This is a genomic window from Streptomyces sp. DSM 116795 (genome assembly GCF_055792905.1).
This window is the reverse complement of sequence record NZ_CM147707.1, coordinates 3,101,594-3,118,805: the sequence shown is the minus strand read 5'-3', so window position 1 is coordinate 3,118,805 and position 17,212 is coordinate 3,101,594. Positions and strand designations below refer to the sequence as shown.

16 protein-coding genes are annotated in these 17,212 nt (G+C 70.6%); 10 read left to right on the top strand and 6 right to left on the bottom strand.

Going from position 1 to position 17,212, the window contains the following annotated elements; all coding sequences use genetic code 11:
- Nucleotides 1-19 precede the first annotated feature (19 nt).
- Nucleotides 20-862 (bottom strand): LysR family transcriptional regulator, encoded by an 843-nt coding sequence (locus ACSMXX_RS13390; RefSeq protein ID WP_473184248.1) that lies wholly within the window; start codon nucleotides 860-862, stop codon nucleotides 20-22.
- A gap of 72 nt (nucleotides 863-934) precedes the next feature.
- On the opposite strand from ACSMXX_RS13390, the gene ACSMXX_RS13385 reads away from it, so the two are divergent.
- The 4 genes from ACSMXX_RS13385 to ACSMXX_RS13370 all read left to right on the top strand — a co-directional run bounded on the left by ACSMXX_RS13385 (nucleotide 935) and on the right by ACSMXX_RS13370 (nucleotide 5,240).
- Nucleotides 935-2,143 carry an MFS transporter gene (locus ACSMXX_RS13385; RefSeq protein ID WP_473184247.1) on the top strand — a complete coding sequence of 403 codons (1,209 nt, stop codon included), beginning with the start codon at nucleotides 935-937 and terminating at the stop codon, nucleotides 2,141-2,143.
- Between the two features lie 177 nt (nucleotides 2,144-2,320).
- Complete coding sequence (locus ACSMXX_RS13380) at nucleotides 2,321-3,763, top strand: condensation domain-containing protein (protein WP_473184246.1); 1,443 nt, start codon at nucleotides 2,321-2,323, stop codon at nucleotides 3,761-3,763.
- On the top strand, nucleotides 3,760-4,017 hold the full coding sequence (locus ACSMXX_RS13375; RefSeq protein WP_473182215.1) for an acyl carrier protein: 258 nt from the start codon (nucleotides 3,760-3,762) through the stop codon (nucleotides 4,015-4,017). Before ACSMXX_RS13380 ends, ACSMXX_RS13375 begins: the two co-directional genes overlap by 4 nt.
- A complete protein-coding gene (locus tag ACSMXX_RS13370) occupies nucleotides 4,014-5,240 on the top strand; it encodes a beta-ketoacyl-[acyl-carrier-protein] synthase family protein (protein WP_473184245.1) in 1,227 nt (408 codons plus the stop codon). Before ACSMXX_RS13375 ends, ACSMXX_RS13370 begins: the two co-directional genes overlap by 4 nt.
- A gap of 51 nt (nucleotides 5,241-5,291) precedes the next feature.
- On the opposite strand, the gene ACSMXX_RS13365 is transcribed toward ACSMXX_RS13370, so the two are convergent.
- Entirely contained in the window at nucleotides 5,292-5,483 is a 192-nt protein-coding gene (locus tag ACSMXX_RS13365; RefSeq protein WP_473184244.1) for a hypothetical protein, read from the bottom strand.
- Nucleotides 5,484-5,572: 89 nt separating this feature from the next.
- Between ACSMXX_RS13365 and ACSMXX_RS13360 the strand changes: the two genes are divergently transcribed.
- Nucleotides 5,573-6,820, top strand: coding sequence for a PP2C family protein-serine/threonine phosphatase (locus ACSMXX_RS13360; protein WP_473184769.1), 1,248 nt, complete (start codon nucleotides 5,573-5,575; stop codon nucleotides 6,818-6,820).
- 396 nt (nucleotides 6,821-7,216) lie between these two features.
- Here the strand turns inward: ACSMXX_RS13360 and ACSMXX_RS13355 are convergent, their stop codons facing one another.
- Together ACSMXX_RS13355 and ACSMXX_RS13350 are read right to left on the bottom strand one after the other, a co-directional pair.
- Nucleotides 7,217-8,275 (bottom strand): DUF4349 domain-containing protein, encoded by a 1,059-nt coding sequence (locus ACSMXX_RS13355; RefSeq protein WP_473184243.1) that lies wholly within the window; start codon nucleotides 8,273-8,275, stop codon nucleotides 7,217-7,219.
- A 217-nt stretch (nucleotides 8,276-8,492) separates the two neighbouring features.
- The gene (locus ACSMXX_RS13350) at nucleotides 8,493-9,233 is read right to left on the bottom strand and encodes an SOS response-associated peptidase (protein WP_473184242.1); all 741 of its coding nucleotides are present in this window, start codon (nucleotides 9,231-9,233) and stop codon (nucleotides 8,493-8,495) included.
- Between the two features lie 193 nt (nucleotides 9,234-9,426).
- Between ACSMXX_RS13350 and ACSMXX_RS13345 the strand changes: the two genes are divergently transcribed.
- Together ACSMXX_RS13345 and ACSMXX_RS13340 are read left to right on the top strand one after the other, a co-directional pair.
- On the top strand, nucleotides 9,427-9,999 hold the full coding sequence (locus ACSMXX_RS13345; RefSeq protein WP_473184241.1) for a DedA family protein: 573 nt from the start codon (nucleotides 9,427-9,429) through the stop codon (nucleotides 9,997-9,999).
- A 196-nt stretch (nucleotides 10,000-10,195) separates the two neighbouring features.
- Nucleotides 10,196-10,969: a peptidoglycan recognition protein family protein gene (locus ACSMXX_RS13340; RefSeq protein ID WP_473184240.1), complete on the top strand. Its 774-nt coding sequence runs from the start codon at nucleotides 10,196-10,198 to the stop codon at nucleotides 10,967-10,969.
- 185 nt (nucleotides 10,970-11,154) lie between these two features.
- On the opposite strand, the gene ACSMXX_RS13335 is transcribed toward ACSMXX_RS13340, so the two are convergent.
- Nucleotides 11,155-11,979: an alpha/beta fold hydrolase gene (locus tag ACSMXX_RS13335; protein ID WP_473184239.1), complete on the bottom strand. Its 825-nt coding sequence runs from the start codon at nucleotides 11,977-11,979 to the stop codon at nucleotides 11,155-11,157.
- Nucleotides 11,980-12,293: 314 nt separating this feature from the next.
- Here ACSMXX_RS13335 and ACSMXX_RS13330 point away from each other — a divergent pair, with 314 nt between their 5' ends.
- The 3 genes from ACSMXX_RS13330 to ACSMXX_RS13320 all read left to right on the top strand — a co-directional run bounded on the left by ACSMXX_RS13330 (nucleotide 12,294) and on the right by ACSMXX_RS13320 (nucleotide 15,495).
- The gene (locus ACSMXX_RS13330) at nucleotides 12,294-12,839 is read left to right on the top strand and encodes a hemerythrin domain-containing protein (RefSeq protein WP_473184238.1); all 546 of its coding nucleotides are present in this window, start codon (nucleotides 12,294-12,296) and stop codon (nucleotides 12,837-12,839) included.
- A gap of 687 nt (nucleotides 12,840-13,526) precedes the next feature.
- Nucleotides 13,527-14,576: a hypothetical protein gene (locus tag ACSMXX_RS13325; RefSeq protein ID WP_473184237.1), complete on the top strand. Its 1,050-nt coding sequence runs from the start codon at nucleotides 13,527-13,529 to the stop codon at nucleotides 14,574-14,576.
- A gap of 136 nt (nucleotides 14,577-14,712) precedes the next feature.
- Nucleotides 14,713-15,495 carry a DedA family protein gene (locus ACSMXX_RS13320; RefSeq protein ID WP_473184236.1) on the top strand — a complete coding sequence of 261 codons (783 nt, stop codon included), beginning with the start codon at nucleotides 14,713-14,715 and terminating at the stop codon, nucleotides 15,493-15,495.
- Between the two features lie 145 nt (nucleotides 15,496-15,640).
- Here ACSMXX_RS13320 and ACSMXX_RS13315 read toward each other — a convergent pair whose 3' ends face one another.
- Nucleotides 15,641-17,212, bottom strand: a complete 1,572-nt coding sequence (locus tag ACSMXX_RS13315; RefSeq protein ID WP_473184235.1) for a tripartite tricarboxylate transporter permease — start codon at nucleotides 17,210-17,212, stop codon at nucleotides 15,641-15,643.

Genomic DNA, 17,212 nt, shown 5'->3' with positions numbered 1-17,212 from the left:
GTGCCGGCAGCCGCGGAACTCAGATCATGCGTCGTAGCGCCGTCTCCACCGCATCGATCAGCGGATCGCCTTCGGTCCGCGGGTACCGGGCGAGACCGAGTTCGACGTCCGGCAGGGTGGGCAGGGCGTCCGCGTCGTGGCAGGCCATGGCCGGTTCGAGGTTCGCGGGCATGAGCGCCGCGACGCCGAGCCCGGCCCGTAGCGCGGCGAGCACACCGGCGAGGCTGTTGCTTTCGAACGCCACCCGCCAGCGCCGATCGGCACGTTCGAGCGTTTCCAGCACTGAAGTACGCCAGAAGCACGGGTTCGAGAACAGCACCACCGGCAGCGGATCGGCAGCCACATCCACACCCTGGCCGACCGCCCAGACCAGCGGGCGGCGTACCGTCCAGCGCGGCGGCCCGGGAACGTCCAGCACGTGATCGAGGACGAGTTGGACGCGGCCCGCATCGTAGGCCTCCCGCATCGCAGCACTGGACAAGCTGAGCACTTCCAGCGTCGCGCCGGGGTGCAGCCGGGCGAGGTCGGCGAGGGCCTGCGACAGCTGGGACGCGGCGAGGTCCTCGAGCAACCCGACACGACAGTGGCCGGTGAGCGCGCGCCCGGTCTCGGTGAGTGCCTGCGCGCACAGCGAGAGAATGCGTTCCGCGTACGGCAGGAGCTCCTCGCCCGCCCGGGTCGGCGAGACGCCGGACGGCGATCGATGAAGCAGCGGACTGCCGACGGTGCTTTCGAGCTTCCGCAACTGCTGGCTGAGGGCGGGCTGGGTCTGCCCGAGCACGGTCGCGGCGCGGCTGATGCTGCCGGCGCGCACGGCGGTGACGAACGACCGCAGCAACGCGGTCTCAAGTTCCCTGGCCATAAGCATTCATTATTTCAGCTGCAACAAATTCGCCGCTACCTATGACGTGACTGGTGATCTAGCGTCACGCAGGTGACCGGATACCGACAGGTGCTCGCCGTGCCGGGGATGGCATCGCTGCTGGGCGTATCGCTGCTCGCCCGTACCGCGATCACGGCTTCCGTGATGGCGCTGATGATGTACGTCGTGCTGGGCCTGGACATGAGCTACGTCGCAGCGGGTGGTGTCGCGGCGGCTCTGACCGCCGGGCTGGCGCTGGGCGGGCCGCTGCTCGGCCGCATGATCGACTGGCGGGGCCTGCGTGCCGTGCTGCTCGTAACCGTCGTGGCGCAAGTGGTGTTCTGGCTGAGCATGCCGGTCCTGTCGTACGGAATCCTGCTGGGCGCCGCCTTTGCGGGAGGCCTGCTGATGGTGCCGGCCCAGGCGGTGACCAGGCAGGCGATCGCCGCGATGACGACGACGGGACAGCGCCGGGCCGCGTTCGCGCTGGAATCGGTGCAGGGCGAGCTGTCGTACATGGTGGGCCCGCCGATGGTGATCCTCTGTGCGGCGAAGGTGTCCCCGGGCTTGGTGGCATGGGGCGTCGGCGCCGCGATCGTGGCCGGCGGAGCGGGGATCGCACTGCTCAACCCGCCGCTGCGTGCCGAGGACGAGGCGGATGCCGAGACGGTCGGCCGACCCCGTCGCCGGGAATGGCTGGGTCCGCGCATGATCGCCGTGCTCGTGATGGCGTTCGGCACCACGATGCTGCTCAGCGGCACCGACCTGGCCATCGTCGCCACCCTCGAAGAAGCCGGCCAAGTGTCATGGGCCGCCGTGGTCGTGGCGATTTACGGCCTCGCCTCCGTCATCGGCGGGCTGGTGTACGGCGCGCTCTCCCGGCCGCTGCCCACGTGGCTGCCGCTCGGGCTGCTCGGGCTGGCGACCATTCCCGCCGGGCTGGCCCACGATTGGGCGTGGTTGTGCGTGGCCGTCGCCGGTGCGGGGCTGCTCGCCGCGCCGGCTCTCTCCGCGGTGGCCGACGGGGTGAGCCGGCTCGCGCCCGCCGGCGTGCGTGGCGAGGCGACAGGCCTGCAATCCTCGGCGCAGAGCGCAGGTTTCGCGCTCGGATCCCCGATTGTGGGGGGAGCGATCGACCTGTCCGTACCAGCGGGCGGCTTCGCGGCGGCCGGGCTGGCCGGCCTAGCCGCCGCGCTGACTGGATGCCTGCTGTTCCGCCGCTCGCCCGCCCGGACGCCGTCTCCCTCAGCGATCTCGAGCAGTCTCGGCACCGGACCCTGAGCCGTGCGGGCCCGGCACCCGGCCTGGCGCATGAGGTACGGGCCCGTGCCTGTGGGCGTGCGGCTCGGCGGAGGTAAGTGTCGAAAATGGCTGCGAGCTGAGCTGCGAATTTGGCTGATCGTCGCTGTGGGTAGCACCAGCGTGACCGGATGCGCACAGGAAAAGCGGGGGCCGTGCATGCTGATGACGACGCTGGCCGAGTACCAGGTGCGTCCGGGGCTGCTGAGGGAGTGGAAGCTGGACGCCGCCTCTTTCCACGAGGCGGCGGAAGCGGAAGACGGGGTCACGCCTCCCTCGTACAACCAGGAATGGCACCTCAAGTACGTGGCCAGGCTCGCAGAGCAGGGCATCGGGATACCGATGTGGATGGGGTTCGCGTTCGAGATCCCCGGGCCGCTGAAGGCCGAGATGTTCCGCGAGACGCTGCGGGTGTGTGCCGAGCGCCACGAGACGCTGCGCAGCGCGTTCCGCGTGCGCGATGGGAAGACGGAGCGTTTCACGGTAGCCCCCGAGCGGCTGCGCGTGAACGACGAGGTCGTGGCCGACTTCGTCAGCGGCGACGAGATGTCCGCCTGGCTTCAGGAGCGCATCGACGACGCGACGGGTGCGTTCCGTCGGCCCAGCCATGTGGTGGAGACCGTGGAGCGCGCGGACTCCACCACGATCATCGTGGCGCTGGATCACGCACACACCGACGGTTTCTCCGTCATGACAGCCGTTCAGGAGTGGCAGGACCTGTACGCGGCAGTCTCCGGCGGCCGGACGGTGGAGCACCAACACGTGGGCAGCTACGTGGACTTCGGGGTGGCGGAACGCGCGGCCGCCGAGCGGATCGGCGCCGACCATCCGGCCGTCGGGTGCTGGGCCCGGTTCCTCGCGGCCGGCGGCGAACGGCTCCTGAAGTTTCCGCTCGACCTCGGGGTCGCGGAGGGGGAACTCCTCCCGCACACCAAACTCGACGTGCGCCTGCTGGACGCATCCGATGCCGAGGCGGTCGAGGAGGCCTGCCACGGCGCGGGCGGCGGCTTCCTCGCCGGACTGCTCGCGGCCTTCGCCATCGTGACCCACCAGATCACGGGCGACCCGGTCTACCGGACGGTCATGCCGTGGCACACCCGTTCCCGGCCCGAGTGGCTGCGCTCCATGGGCTGGTACGTCGGAGTCGGCCCGGTCGAGATCGATCTCAGCGAGGCAGAGAGCTTCCGCGACGTGGTGCGGGGCGCGCACCGGTCCGCGGCGACGGCACTGCACCTGAGCCGCACGCCGATCGTGAGGATCGCCGAACTACTCGGAATCGAGGGCGAATTGGAGCGACGGATGCCCGAGGTGTTCCCCTTCGTCTCCTTCACCGACATGAGAGTGATCCCCGGAACGCAACGGTGGAGCGAACGGAACGCCCGCCCCCTGGTCCGGATGAAGACCCGCGGAAACAGAGTGAACACGTGGATCCACCGCACCCACGAGGGAGCGTGGGCGACTGCGCGCTATCCCGGTACGGAGACCGCCGACGCCGCCGTCGCCCGCTACGCCAACCGCATCCGGGACGTGCTCGAAGGCGTGGCGAAGACCGGTGACTACCTTCTCGCGGGGCGGCCGACGACGGCGGGAGGGGCGGCGTGACATCGGTGCGTGAGACGGTGGCGGCCGTCCTGACCGGCAAGTTCAGGATGGATCCCCAGGAGTTGCAACCCGAGACGGCCTTGGCGTCCTTGGACATGGACTCCCTGGCCGTGGTCGAACTTCTCTTCGCCCTGGAGCAGGAACTGGGGGTGAGAATCGCCGAGGACGAGGTGACGCCGCGGCAGACACTCCAGGAACTGGTGGCCATGCTGGAGAGGAAGCTGGAGCAGCAGTCCCCCGGAGAGGACCGGTGACCCGCCCCGAGATCGCCGTGACGGGGATCGGCACGGTCACGCCGGCCGGGGTCGGCACCCAGGACACCTGGCGGGGCGTGACCGAGGGGACGCCGACAGCCGCACCTGACCCTGAACTCGCGGGCCTGCCCGTCGACTTCTCCTGCCGCGTGCCCGGCTTCCGGCCCGAGGAACATCTCGGGCGCCGCGCCCTGTGGCGTACGGACCGCTGCTCGCAGTTCGCCGTCGCGGCGGCCGGTGAAGGCGTACGTGACGCGGACCTCGACCCCGGGACCTGGGACGGCGCCAGGGTGGCCGTGATCATCAGCACCTGCTTCGGCGGCCAGGCGGCGACCGAGGACGCCCACCGCGGCCTGCTGGAAGGCGGGCACGAGGCGGTGCCGCCGACCCTGGTGCCGAAAATGCTGCCCAACACGCCTGCCGCCGAAGTCTCCATGGCCCTGGGCGCACGCGGAGTCAGTCTGGGCGTCTCCGCAGCCTGCGCATCGAGCGCCAACGCCGTCGAACTGGGCAGGGACCTGCTCGCCTCCGGCTCCTGCGACATCGTGCTCGCCGGCGGTGCCGACGCGGCCGTCACACCGCTGATGTCCTCGGGCTTCCATCGGATGGGTGCCCTCTCCCGGCGACGCGACGATCCGGCCGCGGCCTCACGCCCCTTCGACGCCGACCGGGACGGGTTCGTCCTCGGCGAAGGAGCCGCCGTGCTGGTCCTCGAACGGACGGCCGACGCCCTGAGGCGTGGTGCGAGGCCGCGCGCGATCCTGGCTGGCTGCGGCTCCACCAACGACGCCTTCCACCCCACCGCCCCGCACCCCGAACACCTCGTCGCGGAGGCCGCGTTGCGTGCCGCGCTCACCGAAGCCGGTGCCACCCCCGGAGAGGTGGACCACGTCAACGCCCACGGAACCTCGACCCGCCTCAACGACGTCACCGAGGCGGCCATGGTCGCCCGCGTCCTCCCGCACGCCCCCACCGTGACCTCGGCCAAGGGAGCCCTCGGCCACACCTTCGGCGCCAGCGCAGCGGTGGAGGCGGCACTCACCGTGCTGACTCTCCAGCACCAACTTGCCCCGCCCACCGCCAACCTGAAGACCATCGCCCCGGACATCGAGCTGAACCTGGTGTCCAAGACCGCCCGGAAGCAGCGGATCGACCTCGCGGTGAGCAACGCCTTCGGATTCGGTGGGCACAACGCCGTCCTGGTCTTCAGGCGCTGCCCGTAGCGGGCTGGGTGATGGTGTCGCGGCCAGGTCGTCCGGCTCCCAAGTGAGTCTCTACGGACGAACCGTTGAGCTTTGCGTCGTCAACTGCTCGACGACTGCTGGGGGATTGGCGCGTGCTCGACGGCCGGCTCCGGGTGAGCCGCTGTGCCAGACCGCGTGGCACTGCTCCCCCTGGAGCCGCTGGGCGTAACGGTCAGCGGCGAGGCCGAGCAGGGTCTGCACGACGGTGTCGAGATCGTTCACCCGTGTGGCGCAGCTCAGGCGAGCTGCCGCGGTCGTTGTGGGCGATCGTTGGGCCAGGGCCGTTCATCGACCGGGAAGGCGGTGCGGCTGTGGACAAGCGCCGGCGCAACGGCCGCAGCGTTGCGGTAGATCTCTCAGAGGGCTTCGGCGAACGGCTGCTCGGACAGCTTCTGGACCGGGCCCACGAGATGCCGCCGCAGCTCATCGCCCCGCTGGTGGCGGAAGAGATAGCCAGGATCGGAGGCCGTGAGGTATCGATCCACCTTCAGGACTACGAGCAGCGCATGCTCGTGCCCCTTCCCGGCAAGGGGCTCACATACGGCGAGCCGGTGGCCGTGGACGGTTCGAAGGCGGGGGAAGCGTTCCTGAGCATGCGTCCGGTCAGTGAGCAGTGGGCCGACGGCGTGCGGATGTACCTGCCGCTGTTGGACGGCAGCGACGAGGTCGGGATCTTGTCGCTCACTCTGGACAGCGTGGGGGAGAACGACCTGCGGCTGCTCGGGCGGCTCGCCAGCCTGGTCGCGGACATGCTGGTCACCAAGAACAGCTACACGGACCAGTTCTTCCACGTCCGGCGCGGGGACGAGCCGATGAGCGTGGCCGCGGAGATCCAGTACAACCTGCTTCCTCCGCTGTCGATGACGACCCCGCAAGTGTCCGTCGCCGGTGTCCTCGAGCCCACCTACAACGTCGCCGGCGACAGCCTGGACTACGTCCTCAACGACGACATCCTGCACCTGGCCATCATCGACGCGATGGGTCACGGGCTGAACGCCGCGGTGCTGGCGACCGTCGCGATCGGCGCCTACCGGCACGCCCGCCGCGCGGATGTCGGCCTGGCGGACTTGTACACGTTCATGGACAAGGCCATGGACGGGGAATTCGGACCGGAACAGTTCGTGACCGCGCAGATGATGCGCCTGAACATCTCGACGGGCGTTCTGCAATGGGTGAATGCCGGCCATCCCGCACCGATGATCGTCCGGGGCCACCGGGTGATGTGCAGGCTGGAGGGTCCGACTACGCTTCCGGTCGGCTTCGGGGGCGCGACTCCGCTCATCTCCTCCGTCCAACTCAGCAGGGGCGACCGGGTGATCGCCTTCACGGACGGTCTTGTAGAGGAACACAAGATCAGCGGGGAGCAGTTCGGCGAGGCGCGCCTGATGGAAACCATCGAGCGCGTTTCACCTCTCACCATGGGGGTGCACCACTTGGTACGCAGGCTCTCCTACGACCTCAAGCGTGGGCGAGGCGGAGTCACCAGCGATGATGCGACGCTTCTCATTTTCGAATGGCTCGGTGGCACAGCGGATCACCTTGCGACGCCGGACATCTAGGGGGTGTCTCAAAGTCCCTCCCCCAGACTCCGTCTGGGTGGGGGGCCCCAGCGCAGCGAGGGGGCGTGCCCCCAGCGTTGTCGGTCGTCGGCGCAGCCCTCCCCCTGGGCCTGTCGGCCCGGGTGGTACCCCCAGCGCTCTCGCCCCCTGGGCCTGGTGGCCCGGGTGGTACCCCCACCCTCCGCCTTGCGATCGCACGCACCAGACGCCGCGGCCCCCGGCCTGCGGCCGGACGACGCCACTTTGAGACACCCCCTAGCCGACTGCCCTGCCAGGGGGCCCGGTTGGTTGCTCACGCGACAGTGCTCGCGTGGCAGGAGCGGGGGCTTCCGTCAGGCGGTGCCATCGGGAGGTCGCCCGCCCCCGCTGCCCGTCCGGGATCAGTCGCTGAGCTGCTCAGTCGCTCTTCGCCTCCGCCGGAGCGGGTGCGTGGCCGCCGGCCGGGCCGTTCGGGAGAACCGCTGCCTGCGGCGAGCGGCGGAAGCGCTGCGGCAGCCGGTGCCGCACCAGCCGCCAGACCACCAGCAGCGCCGCCAGCGCGGCCAGGAACGGCAGCGCGGCTCCCACGACGACCGCGATCCAGCGCAGCGTCGTGATGAACGCGTCCCAGCCGCCGCCCAGCGCGTCCGCGAACCCCGTCTCGTCGTCCTTCTCCTTCTCGACCTCGGTCTCCGAGAGCACGAGTGTGATCGTGGCCAAGGCCGTACGGTCCTTCAGCGACGCCTGCCGTGCCTGAAGCGATTCCAACTCCGCCTGGCGGGTGCTCAGCTGGCCCTCCAGGGAGACGATGTCGGAGAGCTCGGTGGCCTTGTCCATCAGGTCCCGCACCCGTTCGACGCTCGCCTTCTGCGAGGCGATCCGGCTCTCGACGTCCACCACCTGGTCGGTGACGTCGTCGGCCGACACCTTCCGCTCGATGAGCTTTCCGCTGCCCGAGAGCTCCGCCAGGACGTCCGCGTACTTCTCCTGCGGCACCCGGAGCACCACGCGCGACCGCTCGTGGCTCCGGCCGTCGCGGTCGGTGCTCTCGTCCCCGATGTAGCCGCCCGCGGCCTCCACCGTGGTCCGGGTGTCGTCGAGCGCGGACGGCACGTCCTTGACCCGGACCGTGAGCTGGGCCTTACGGACGACGTGGTCCGCGGCGATCTTCGGCGGCTGCTGCTCGGCCGGGCCGTCGTCCTGCTCGCCCGGGCTGCCGGTGGCCTTCGAGTCCGCAGCGCTGTCGGCCGCTTCGCCGGTGCGGGCCGCGCCGGCTCCGGCCTCGCCCCTCTCGGGCGCCTCGCCCGCGTGCTGCTGCTCGGTCGTGGAACTCGTGGAGTCCGTACCGGAGTTGCTGCAGCCCGCGACGGCCAGCGCCGCGGCGAGCACTCCCGCCGTGAGCAGCGCGAGCGACCGGCGTGCAGGCCGGCCGGGACCGCGGCGGATCCGCTTCGCGGGCGGTGCTGGATCGTTCATGAGGAGTCCCCCTGGGGCGGCGCGCGAGTTGTCGTTGTCGCCGTTTGGACGGGGGGCCCAGGGGGTGGGTTGCCGGATGCCAGTCGCAATGCCGTCTCGGTCAGGACTCGATCAGGACCCGGTCGGCAGCCCCGTACAACCTTCGAGGTCAGAGGGTGGTCGTGGCGCCGCCGACCGGCGCCGGGCACCCTGCCCTCGGCTCTCGGCGGGCTCGCGCTCAGTCGCCGGCGGTTCCGGCCGGTTCCAGGAGGTCGGGGCCGTTGTTGCGGACGTTGTTGACGGCCGTGGACACCGCGCGGGCGTCCAGGTGTCCGCCGGCGGGGGAGGTCAGGAGCGCGCGGAGTTCGTCCGGGTCCTCGTGTGCCGGGTCGAGCCAGGCCGCCTGGCCGTCGGGGGCGATGCTCAGCGGCATGCGCGGGTGGACTCTGCCGGCCGCGTCGGTGGCTTCGGTGGTGATGATGGTGCAGGTCCGCCACCAGGCCCGCGGGTCGTCCTTGTCGCGGTCCGGGTCACGCCAGATCTCGTACAGACCGGCGAGCGCCATGACCTCGCCGTCCTCCGGAGTGATGAAGTACGGCTGCTTGTACGCCTTTTCGGTCTTGGTCGCCGGTACGGACTGCCACTCGTAGAAGCCGTCGGCCGGCAGCAGGCAGCGGCGCTTGGCGAACGCACGCCGGTAGGCGGGCTTCTCGTGGACGGTCTCCATCCTGGCGTTGATCATCTTCGCGCCGGTGTCCGGGCTCTTCGCCCAGAACGGCACAAGTCCCCAGCGCAGCGGGCGCAGTTGCCGCTCCACCACGCCGGTCTCACGGTCGACCGCTTCCATGACCGCCCACACCTCGTCGGTCGGAGCGACGTTGTAGTTCGGGCCCAGGGCCTGCTCCTGGTGCCACTGGTCGACCTGGAAGAGGTCGACCAGATCCTCCGGCTTGCGGGTGGAGACGTATCTGCCGCACATGCGTCTACCCTGCCACGGGACCGCCGGGCCGTGGAGCGGCCGTCGGTCTGCGGAAGGAGCCGCCCGGCGGCCGCCCCCAGGGGAGAACTCGCAGTTTCCCCGGGGCTCATCCCCTGTCCGTTGAACCCTTCACCCGCTCCTGTCAGCCTTCGTGTACGGGTCATCACACAGAGTGCCGGGGAGTCGGTCGGGCATGGAGAGCGTGCACTGGATCTACGCGCTGCTTGTGGTCGCCACCATGCCGCCGGTGATCCCGAACTCCGCCCTGGTGGCCGGTGCCGGTGCACTGGCCGCGGCGGGCGGCATCAGCCTTCCGCTGCTGGTCGTCGTTCTGCTGGCCAGTACGGTCGCGGGTGACCTGGGCACGTTCTGGGCGGGGCGGAGATCGAGCGGAAGGGCGCTCGCCTGGCTCCGGCGCAGCCCTCGCCGGCGGTCGATGCTGGAGTGGACCGCCGGGCGCTTCAAGCGGTACGGAGTGCCGTCCGTGATCGCCATACGATTCGTCCCCGGCGGGCGGGGCGTGGGCGGGCTGACCGCCGGCGTCGTCGGTTATCCGGTACGCAGCTACCTGCTCGGGGCGGCGGTCGCCGAGGCCGTCTTCGTCTCGTGCACGGTCGGACTGGGTTATCTGGGCGGGCAGTTCGCGGTGGACGGCGTCGCCCGCTGGCTCATCGGCCCGCTGGTGTCGCTCGTCGTCGCCGGTGCGGTGCAGGCCGCGCTGCGGCTGCCGCGGCTGCGGCGGCTGCGGCGGCTGCGCCGCGGGTGAGGTGCGCGCCTGCGCCCGGGAGGCCAGGACCCGTGCCGTAGGGCAGGCGTGCGGAGCGGAGCGTGCTGAGCGGTGCGTGCTGACGGGCAGCGGCTCTCACCCGAACGGATACGGTCACCTGTGCGAGGGCGGGAGCCCGGTGCACCTTTTCCCTATGCGGCACCGTAAGCCCAAGCCAAGGCGCCCCTGCAGGTTCGTGTACGCGGCACTCGTACCGCTCGCGTTCGCCATGACCTGGGAGGAGCCGGTGAGGGACGCCATGTCGCCGGCCGCCGGCAGACAGCGGCACCGCGACCCCGCGGCAAGGGACACGCCGCCCGGGCCGCCACGGCCCGAGATAGTTCCGCGCAGCGCCTGGCATGCCGACGAGAGCCTCGTACGACAGCGTGCGTCGACGATGCGGAACGTACGCGTCGTCTTCGTCCACCACACCAGCCAGCCCAACGGCTACGACTGCGACGCCGTGCCGCGCATGCTCCGGCAGCTGGAGGCGGAGCACGTCGAGCGCGGATGGGACGACCTCGGCTACAACTTCGTCGTCGACCACTGCGGCACGATCTACGAGGGGCGCTCCGGCGCCCTGACCCGCTCGGTGGAGGGCGCGCACACCAAGGGCTTCAACGCCGGAAGCCTCGGCATAGCCGCCCTGGGCACCTTCGACGAGGGCAGCGACGTACCCGGGGTGATGCTCGACTCGATCGCTGCCCTCGCCGCGTGGAAGCTGGGCCCCGGCGCCGACCCGCACGGCAGAGCGGAGCTCGTCTCCTCCAGCGACGAAAGCCGCTTCGACAAGGGCGACCGGGCCCGGTTCGACGTCATAGCGGCGCACCGGGACGCCTTCGAGACCTCCTGCCCGGGCGCGGCGCTGCAGAGCCGGCTCGGGAAGATACGCGACGAGGCGGAACGCCTGCGGAAGCGCGCCGAGGCGCGCAGACCGGGCCGCCCCCCGACGGAGGCGGACGGACGCTGACGGACGGTGACGGACGGACGACGCCGGGCACCTGGTGATGGCCGCCGGTCGCCGAGCGACGGCCGTCGAGTGACGGCCGCCGGGCGTGAGGCGCGCGGCCCGCAGCCCGGCGGCAAGGCCGCCGGAGGCCCGCCCGTTCACGCACCCCGGCCGCCCCGGCCGCCCGGCCCCGCCCGGTGCCGCCCTCAGGCGGAGTTCAGGAACCCCAGCAGGTCGTTGTTGAACGTGTCGTGATGAGCGCCGTACAGGCCGTGCGGCCAGCCCCGGTAGATCTTGAGGGTGGGATCCTTGACCAGCTCCGCGGTCTTCGGCGAGGCGGCATCGATGGGGACGATCTGGTCGTCGTCGCCCTGCGCGATGAAGACGGGGATGTCGATCCGGGTCAGGTCGTCCGTGAAGTCGGTCTCGGAGAACGCCTTCACGCAGTCGTACGACGCCTTCAGCGCCACGCTCATGGCCATCATCCAGAACGCGTCACGCGTGCCCTCGGAGACGTCCGAGCCGGCCCGGTTCGCGCCGTAGAAGGGCGCGGTGAGGTCCTGGTAGTACTGCGAGCGGTCCTTGCGCACCCCCTCGCGTATCTCGTCGAAGACGGCGACCGGCAGCCCCTCCGGGTTGGCGTCGGTCTTCAGCATCAGCGGCGGTACGGCGCTGAGCAGCGCGGCCTGTGCCACGCGGGCCGTTCCGTGCCTGCCGAGGTAGCGCGTCACCTCGCCGCCTCCCGTCGAGTGTCCGACGAGCGTGGCGTTGCTGAGGTTGAGCTGGTCCATCAGCAGTGCGAGGTCGTCGGAGTACGTGTCCATCTCGTGGCCGCTCCACGGCTGGCCGGAACGGCCGTGGCCGCGGCGGTCGTGCGCGATGACGCGGTAGCCCTGGGACGCGATGAAGAACAGCTGCGGGTCCCAGACGTCGGCGTTCAGCGGCCATCCGTGACTGAAGACGACCGGTCGTCCGGTTCCCCAGTCCTTGTAGAAGATCTCGGTCCCGTCGTTGGTGGTGATGGTGCCCATGGCAGGACTCCTTCCTCCGGTTCTGCCGGTTCTGCCGGTTCTGCCGGTTGTGCTCCGTGCCGGTCGGGAGGGCGGACACGTCCCACCGTCGCGCGCGAAGGTCCGTCCCGCGAACGCGGACCGGATCGTCGCCGGTCGGGGCGGGACTGTCAGCAGGAGGTGTCCGTGCGGTGACGTGGTGTGTGCGATCACGTGACGCGGTGGGGGAGTTCCGTTCCGTACGACTGCGGCGTCCGCGCCGGGGAACGCGTCGGGCTCCCGTCGGAACGGACGGGACCAGGCCGGAACGGACGGAAACGGAAGAGAGAGGGGTCATGGGCGACTCACGCGCCGAGCAGCATGGTCAGGGACAGGAGACCGAAGACGTCGTGGAGTTGATCCTCAGGGACCACCGGACGATGGAGGATCTGTTCCGCGAGATGCGCAGCGTCGACGCCGACCGCGCCGCCGCGCTGCGCAGGCTCGCCGATCTGCTGATCGCCCACGCGGAGGCGGAGGAGGCGGAGGTCTACCCCGCGCTGCGCCGCTACCGGAACGTGGACGAGGAGGACGTGGAGCACAGCGTCGAGGAACACACCGAGGGCAACGAGGCGTTGCTCGCCCTGCTGGAGGCGGGTCCTCCCGGTGCTGGTGAGTGGGACGAGAGGCTGGAGGACCTCGTCCAGGCGGTCAGCCACCATCTGGACGAGGAGGAGCGCTCACTCGTCAACGACACCCGCGAGAACGTCGGCACCGGGCGCCGGGCCGAGCTGGGACGGGCGTTCGCACGCGCCCGCCGCGACCAACTGGCCTCCGTACCCGGGCGGGTGGAGAACGTACGCAGGATCGTGGCGGACGCTGCCCCCTCGTCCCGGAGCTGATCCACGCCGCGCGGCGGACCGGACCCCGGCAAGGAGGAGGAACGGGGCAAGGACGGGCGGGACGGGACGGGGACGGCGCGAGGAAGAGGCAAGGACGGGGCGTGCGGACCGGCGGGTGAAGCCCCCGTGAGGTTCCGTGCGCCGTGTCATCGCCTTGCCGTGTAAGTCCCGTCCGTGCACGGAAGGTACTTCCATCGAGCGATACGCCCGAGGGCCCGGAGCACGGCTGCGGCCGATGCGGCCGGTGTTCCTCACGTACCCCTGCGGGACGGACACGCATCAGCCACCCGCGGCCGCCGCGAGCCCGCCGAACTCCCCGTCCAACTGCCGACGGGTACGGCCGACCTGCGCACGTGCCAACGTCAGGGCTCCGCAACTGCCGCCGGTGTACGGGGAGTTGGAGCCCCAGAGACGCGGTGCGGGCGGCTGCCGGGCCGCGGCGCGGCGGGGATCCGACGGCCTGCCGAGAGGTGCCTACGAGCGGAACGCGTCGAGGTGACGGCCTGACAGCCGTCCGCCGGGCCGCACTTGTGTACCCCGGGGGAATCGCGGGGAAACGCGCCGGACGCCGTCCCAGCAGCGCGGATATCCATGTTGTCGCCACTAGATTGAGGGCTACGAAGATAGGGATTGCATGATTTGGACTGTGAATTCAGTACATAAGGATCGAGAGGACACGGGGTCTGCATGGAGCCTCGGGAGCTGTGGGAACGGCACACGGTGCTGGCGAGGGCCTTCTGCCAGAGCGACGAGGAGGTGCGTTCCGCGCAGACGACGCTGGACGACGCCCAGACGAGCCGGGTCCGTTCCCTCGCGGCGTTCGCGGTGGTCGTGGGCAACGACAAGGCGGTCGCCGAGATGCTCGGCCTCGCGGAGCGGGAAGTGCGCATCGCACGCCGCACCGTCGGACGTGACGACGCACGTTCGCTGGCGGACGACCTGCTGATGCCGCCGCCCCTGCAGCAGCATCCCGGCCCGGACGCGGGCGGTGAGAACGTACGCGCGCAGGACGCACCGCACGCCCATACCCACGGCCAGGCCGCCGCTCCCGTCGCGGACCAGATGCAGGGTCCCGACCAGACACAGACCCAGCCCCAGCCCCAATATCAGGCCCACGCGCAGGTTCAGGGACACGCTTCGGGCCAGCAGCATTCGGGCCAGCAACAGCAGCAGGTTCCGCAGATGCCGGCCCAGCCGCAGGCCCAGCCCCACAGCCAGTACCAGCTGCAGTACCAGGGCCAGGCCCAGCACCAGCACCAGACGCAGCACCACGCGGCGGCGCAGTCGTATTACCAGCCTCACGACCATTACCAGCCTCACGACCAGTACCAGTCCCACGACCAGTACCAGCAGCCGCAAGAGCATTACCAGGCGTACGACCACACGCAGTTGCCGGACCACATGGGCTGGTCGGCCGTCCAGGACGCGGTGCTCGTCGACGGGTGGCAGTCCGGTGTCGACCTGGAGATCCTCGCGCTCGAACTCGGCACCGACCTGCGGAGACTGACCGCCCGCGCGCAGTATCTCTCCGCGCAGGGACGGCTGTTCGTCGTGCCGGAGGAGACGGGCCGGCAGGGCGGCAAGCACCGCAGGGAGAGCGTCCCGAACCACACGGGGATCCCCGCACAGCAGATGAGCTCCCCCGGCGACATGCTGCTGCCGGACGGCCTGGTTCCGGACGGATACGGCGGGTACTGGGCGAACTGGAACGAGATGCTGCCCGCTCCGCAGGGCTGACCGTCACGGTGGTCGCGCGTTGTCCCCGGGCGGCCCCGGCCGGGCGGGCGGCACATCCGCGTCTTCCCGGTCGTTGGTAGCGTGTACGACCCGATGACCACCGCCTGTGCGGTGCGCCTGATGAGGAGCCTGTGACGTGACCGTCCAAGCGCTGGGACCGAGTTGGCTCGACCCGGACTATCTGATCCAGACATTCGGTCTGATCGGCATCCTGGTGATCGTCTTCGCGGAGTCCGGCCTCCTGATCGGGTTCTTCCTGCCTGGCGACTCGCTTCTGTTCACCGCCGGTCTGCTGGTCGCGACCGACCAGTATCTGCACTATCCGCTGTGGCTCGTCTGCACGCTGATCGTGATCTCCGCCGTGCTCGGCGACCAGGTCGGCTACATGTTCGGCCGCAAGGTCGGACCTGCCCTCTTCCGCCGTCCCGACTCCCGGTTCTTCAAGCAGGAGAACGTGGAGAAGGCGCACGACTTCTTCGAGAAGTACGGCCCCAAGTCGCTGGTGCTGGCCCGCTTCGTGCCGATCGTGCGGACGTTCACGCCGATCATCGCCGGCGTGAGCCGGATGCGGTACCGCTCCTTCGTCGTCTTCAACGTCGTCGGCGGTGTGCTGTGGGGTGCGGGAGTCACCCTGCTCGGCGCCATGCTGGGGCAGATCGCCTGGGTGCGGGACAACATCGAGGCGATGCTGGTCGGCATCGTCCTGCTCTCCGTGACGCCGATCGCCGTCGAGCTGCTGCGGGCCCGCAGGAAGAAGACGCGGGGGGAGGACACCGGCTCGTCCGGCTCCTCCGGCCCCTCCGGCTCGTCGGGAGGGGCTGCGGCGTCCAGGGGCGTTCCGTCCGCCGAGGGCGCTGCCGGGGAGACCCCGCCCACCTCGGAGAACGGCGGTCAGCGCGGCCGGCACGCCCGCCGCTGAAGCCGCGCACCGCAGTAACCGCTCGCCGCTGAAGCGGCGCACCGCACAGCACCCGCAACGAACGAACGGCGCCCCGCCCGCCCGGTGTGAACCGGACGGACGGGGCGTCGCTCTGTGACCCGTGGTGCGGTGCGGCGGGGCCGCCTCACACCTTCGCGTCCTCCTTGTCCTGGACGCCGCCGTCCCCGCCGTTCCTGCCGTCGCCGCCGTCCCCGCCGGGCCCCTCGGGCCGCTGTCCACGGCCTCCGGCCAGCCGGCGCAGCCACGGCCAGGCGAGCAGCACGGCGATCACGACGTACACCGTGACCGCGAACGGCGTGTTCACCAGCCCCGTCACGCTGCCGTCGCTGATCTGCAGCGCCCGGCGGAGCTGCTGCTCCGCGTTCGGGCCGAGGATCACGCCGATGATCGCGGGCAGCACCGGCAGACCGAAGCGCCGCATCATCAGCCCGAGGACTCCGATGATCAGCAGGATCACCATGTCGACGGCCTCGCCGCCCACCGCGTACGCGCCGACCGCCGCGAAGAAGAGAATCCCCGCGTAGAGGTACGGCCGCGGCACGCGCAGCAGCTTCGCCCACACCGGCGCCATCGGCAGGTTGAGCACCAGCAGCAGCACCATCCCGACGAAGAGCGAGGCGATCAGACCCCACACCAGATCGGGCTCCCGCTCGAAGAGCAGCGGGCCCGGCTGGATCCCGTACTGCTGGAACGCGGCCAGCATCACGGCGGCCACCGCCGTCGTCGGGAGACCGAGAGTCAGCAGCGAGACCAGCGTGCCGGCAGCCGAGGCGGACGCGGCCGACTCGGGCCCCGCGACGCCCTCGATCGCGCCCTTGCCGAACTCCTTCTTGTGGCGGGAGAGCCGCTTCTCGGTGACGTACGACAGGAACGTGGGGATCTCGGCGCCGCCGGCCGGAATCGCGCCGAAGGGGAAGCCGATCGCCGGTCCGCGCAGCCACGGCTTCCACGTACGCCGCAGGTCGGAGCCGCCGAGCCAGGGCCGCCCCACCGGTATCGACTCGCCGGCCGTCCGGTGTGCCTGGGCGGCGACCCACAGCGCCTCACCGATGGCGAAGAGGCCCACGGCGACGATGACGACGTCGATGCCGTCGGAGAGCTGGAGGCTGCCGAAGGTGAGCCGCTGCTGGCCGGTCATCTGGTCGAGCCCGACGAGGCCGATCGTCAGGCCGATGAGCAGCGCCGCGAAGCCGCGTACCCGCGAACTGCCGAGCACGGAGGTGACGGCGATGAAGGCCAGCACCATGATCGCGAAGTAGTCGGGCGCACCGATGTCGACGGCGAGCGCGGCGACCGTGGGCGCCAGGGCCACCAGCAGGATCGTGCCGATCATGCCGCCCGCGAAGTGCCCGATGGCAGCGGCCGCGAGCGCCTGTGAACCGCGTCCGGACTTCGCCATCGGGTAGCCCTCGATGGCCGTGACGACGGCGGCGCTCTCACCGGGGGTGTTCAGCAGGATCGAGGTGGTGGAGCCGCCGAACATCCCGCCGTAGTAGATGCCGGCGAACATGATGAACGCGCCGACCGGGTCGAGCCCGTACGTCACCGGCAGCAGCAGTGCTACGGCCATGGCCGGACCGATGCCGGGCAGTACGCCGATGGCTGTGCCCAGGAGCACGCCGATCGCGGCCCACAGCAGGTTGAGCGGTGTCAGCGCGGTGCCGAAGCCGTCGAGCAGGGAGGAGAGAGATTCCAT

What these genes read in the sequence shown, in the direction of transcription:
- ACSMXX_RS13390 (WP_473184248.1), bottom strand. Translation starts at nt 862, where the DNA reads ATGGCCAGGGAACTTGAGACCGCGTTGCTGCGGTCGTTCGTCACCGCC.
- ACSMXX_RS13380 (WP_473184246.1), top strand. Translation starts at nt 2,321, where the DNA reads ATGCTGATGACGACGCTGGCCGAGTACCAGGTGCGTCCGGGGCTGCTG.
- ACSMXX_RS13355 (WP_473184243.1), bottom strand. Translation starts at nt 8,275, where the DNA reads ATGAACGATCCAGCACCGCCCGCGAAGCGGATCCGCCGCGGTCCCGGC.
- ACSMXX_RS13350 (WP_473184242.1), bottom strand. Translation starts at nt 9,233, where the DNA reads ATGTGCGGCAGATACGTCTCCACCCGCAAGCCGGAGGATCTGGTCGAC.
- ACSMXX_RS13345 (WP_473184241.1), top strand. Translation starts at nt 9,427, where the DNA reads ATGGAGAGCGTGCACTGGATCTACGCGCTGCTTGTGGTCGCCACCATG.
- ACSMXX_RS13335 (WP_473184239.1), bottom strand. Translation starts at nt 11,979, where the DNA reads ATGGGCACCATCACCACCAACGACGGGACCGAGATCTTCTACAAGGAC.
- ACSMXX_RS13330 (WP_473184238.1), top strand. Translation starts at nt 12,294, where the DNA reads ATGGGCGACTCACGCGCCGAGCAGCATGGTCAGGGACAGGAGACCGAA.
- ACSMXX_RS13325 (WP_473184237.1), top strand. Translation starts at nt 13,527, where the DNA reads ATGGAGCCTCGGGAGCTGTGGGAACGGCACACGGTGCTGGCGAGGGCC.
- ACSMXX_RS13315 (WP_473184235.1), bottom strand. Translation starts at nt 17,212, where the DNA reads ATGGAATCTCTCTCCTCCCTGCTCGACGGCTTCGGCACCGCGCTGACA.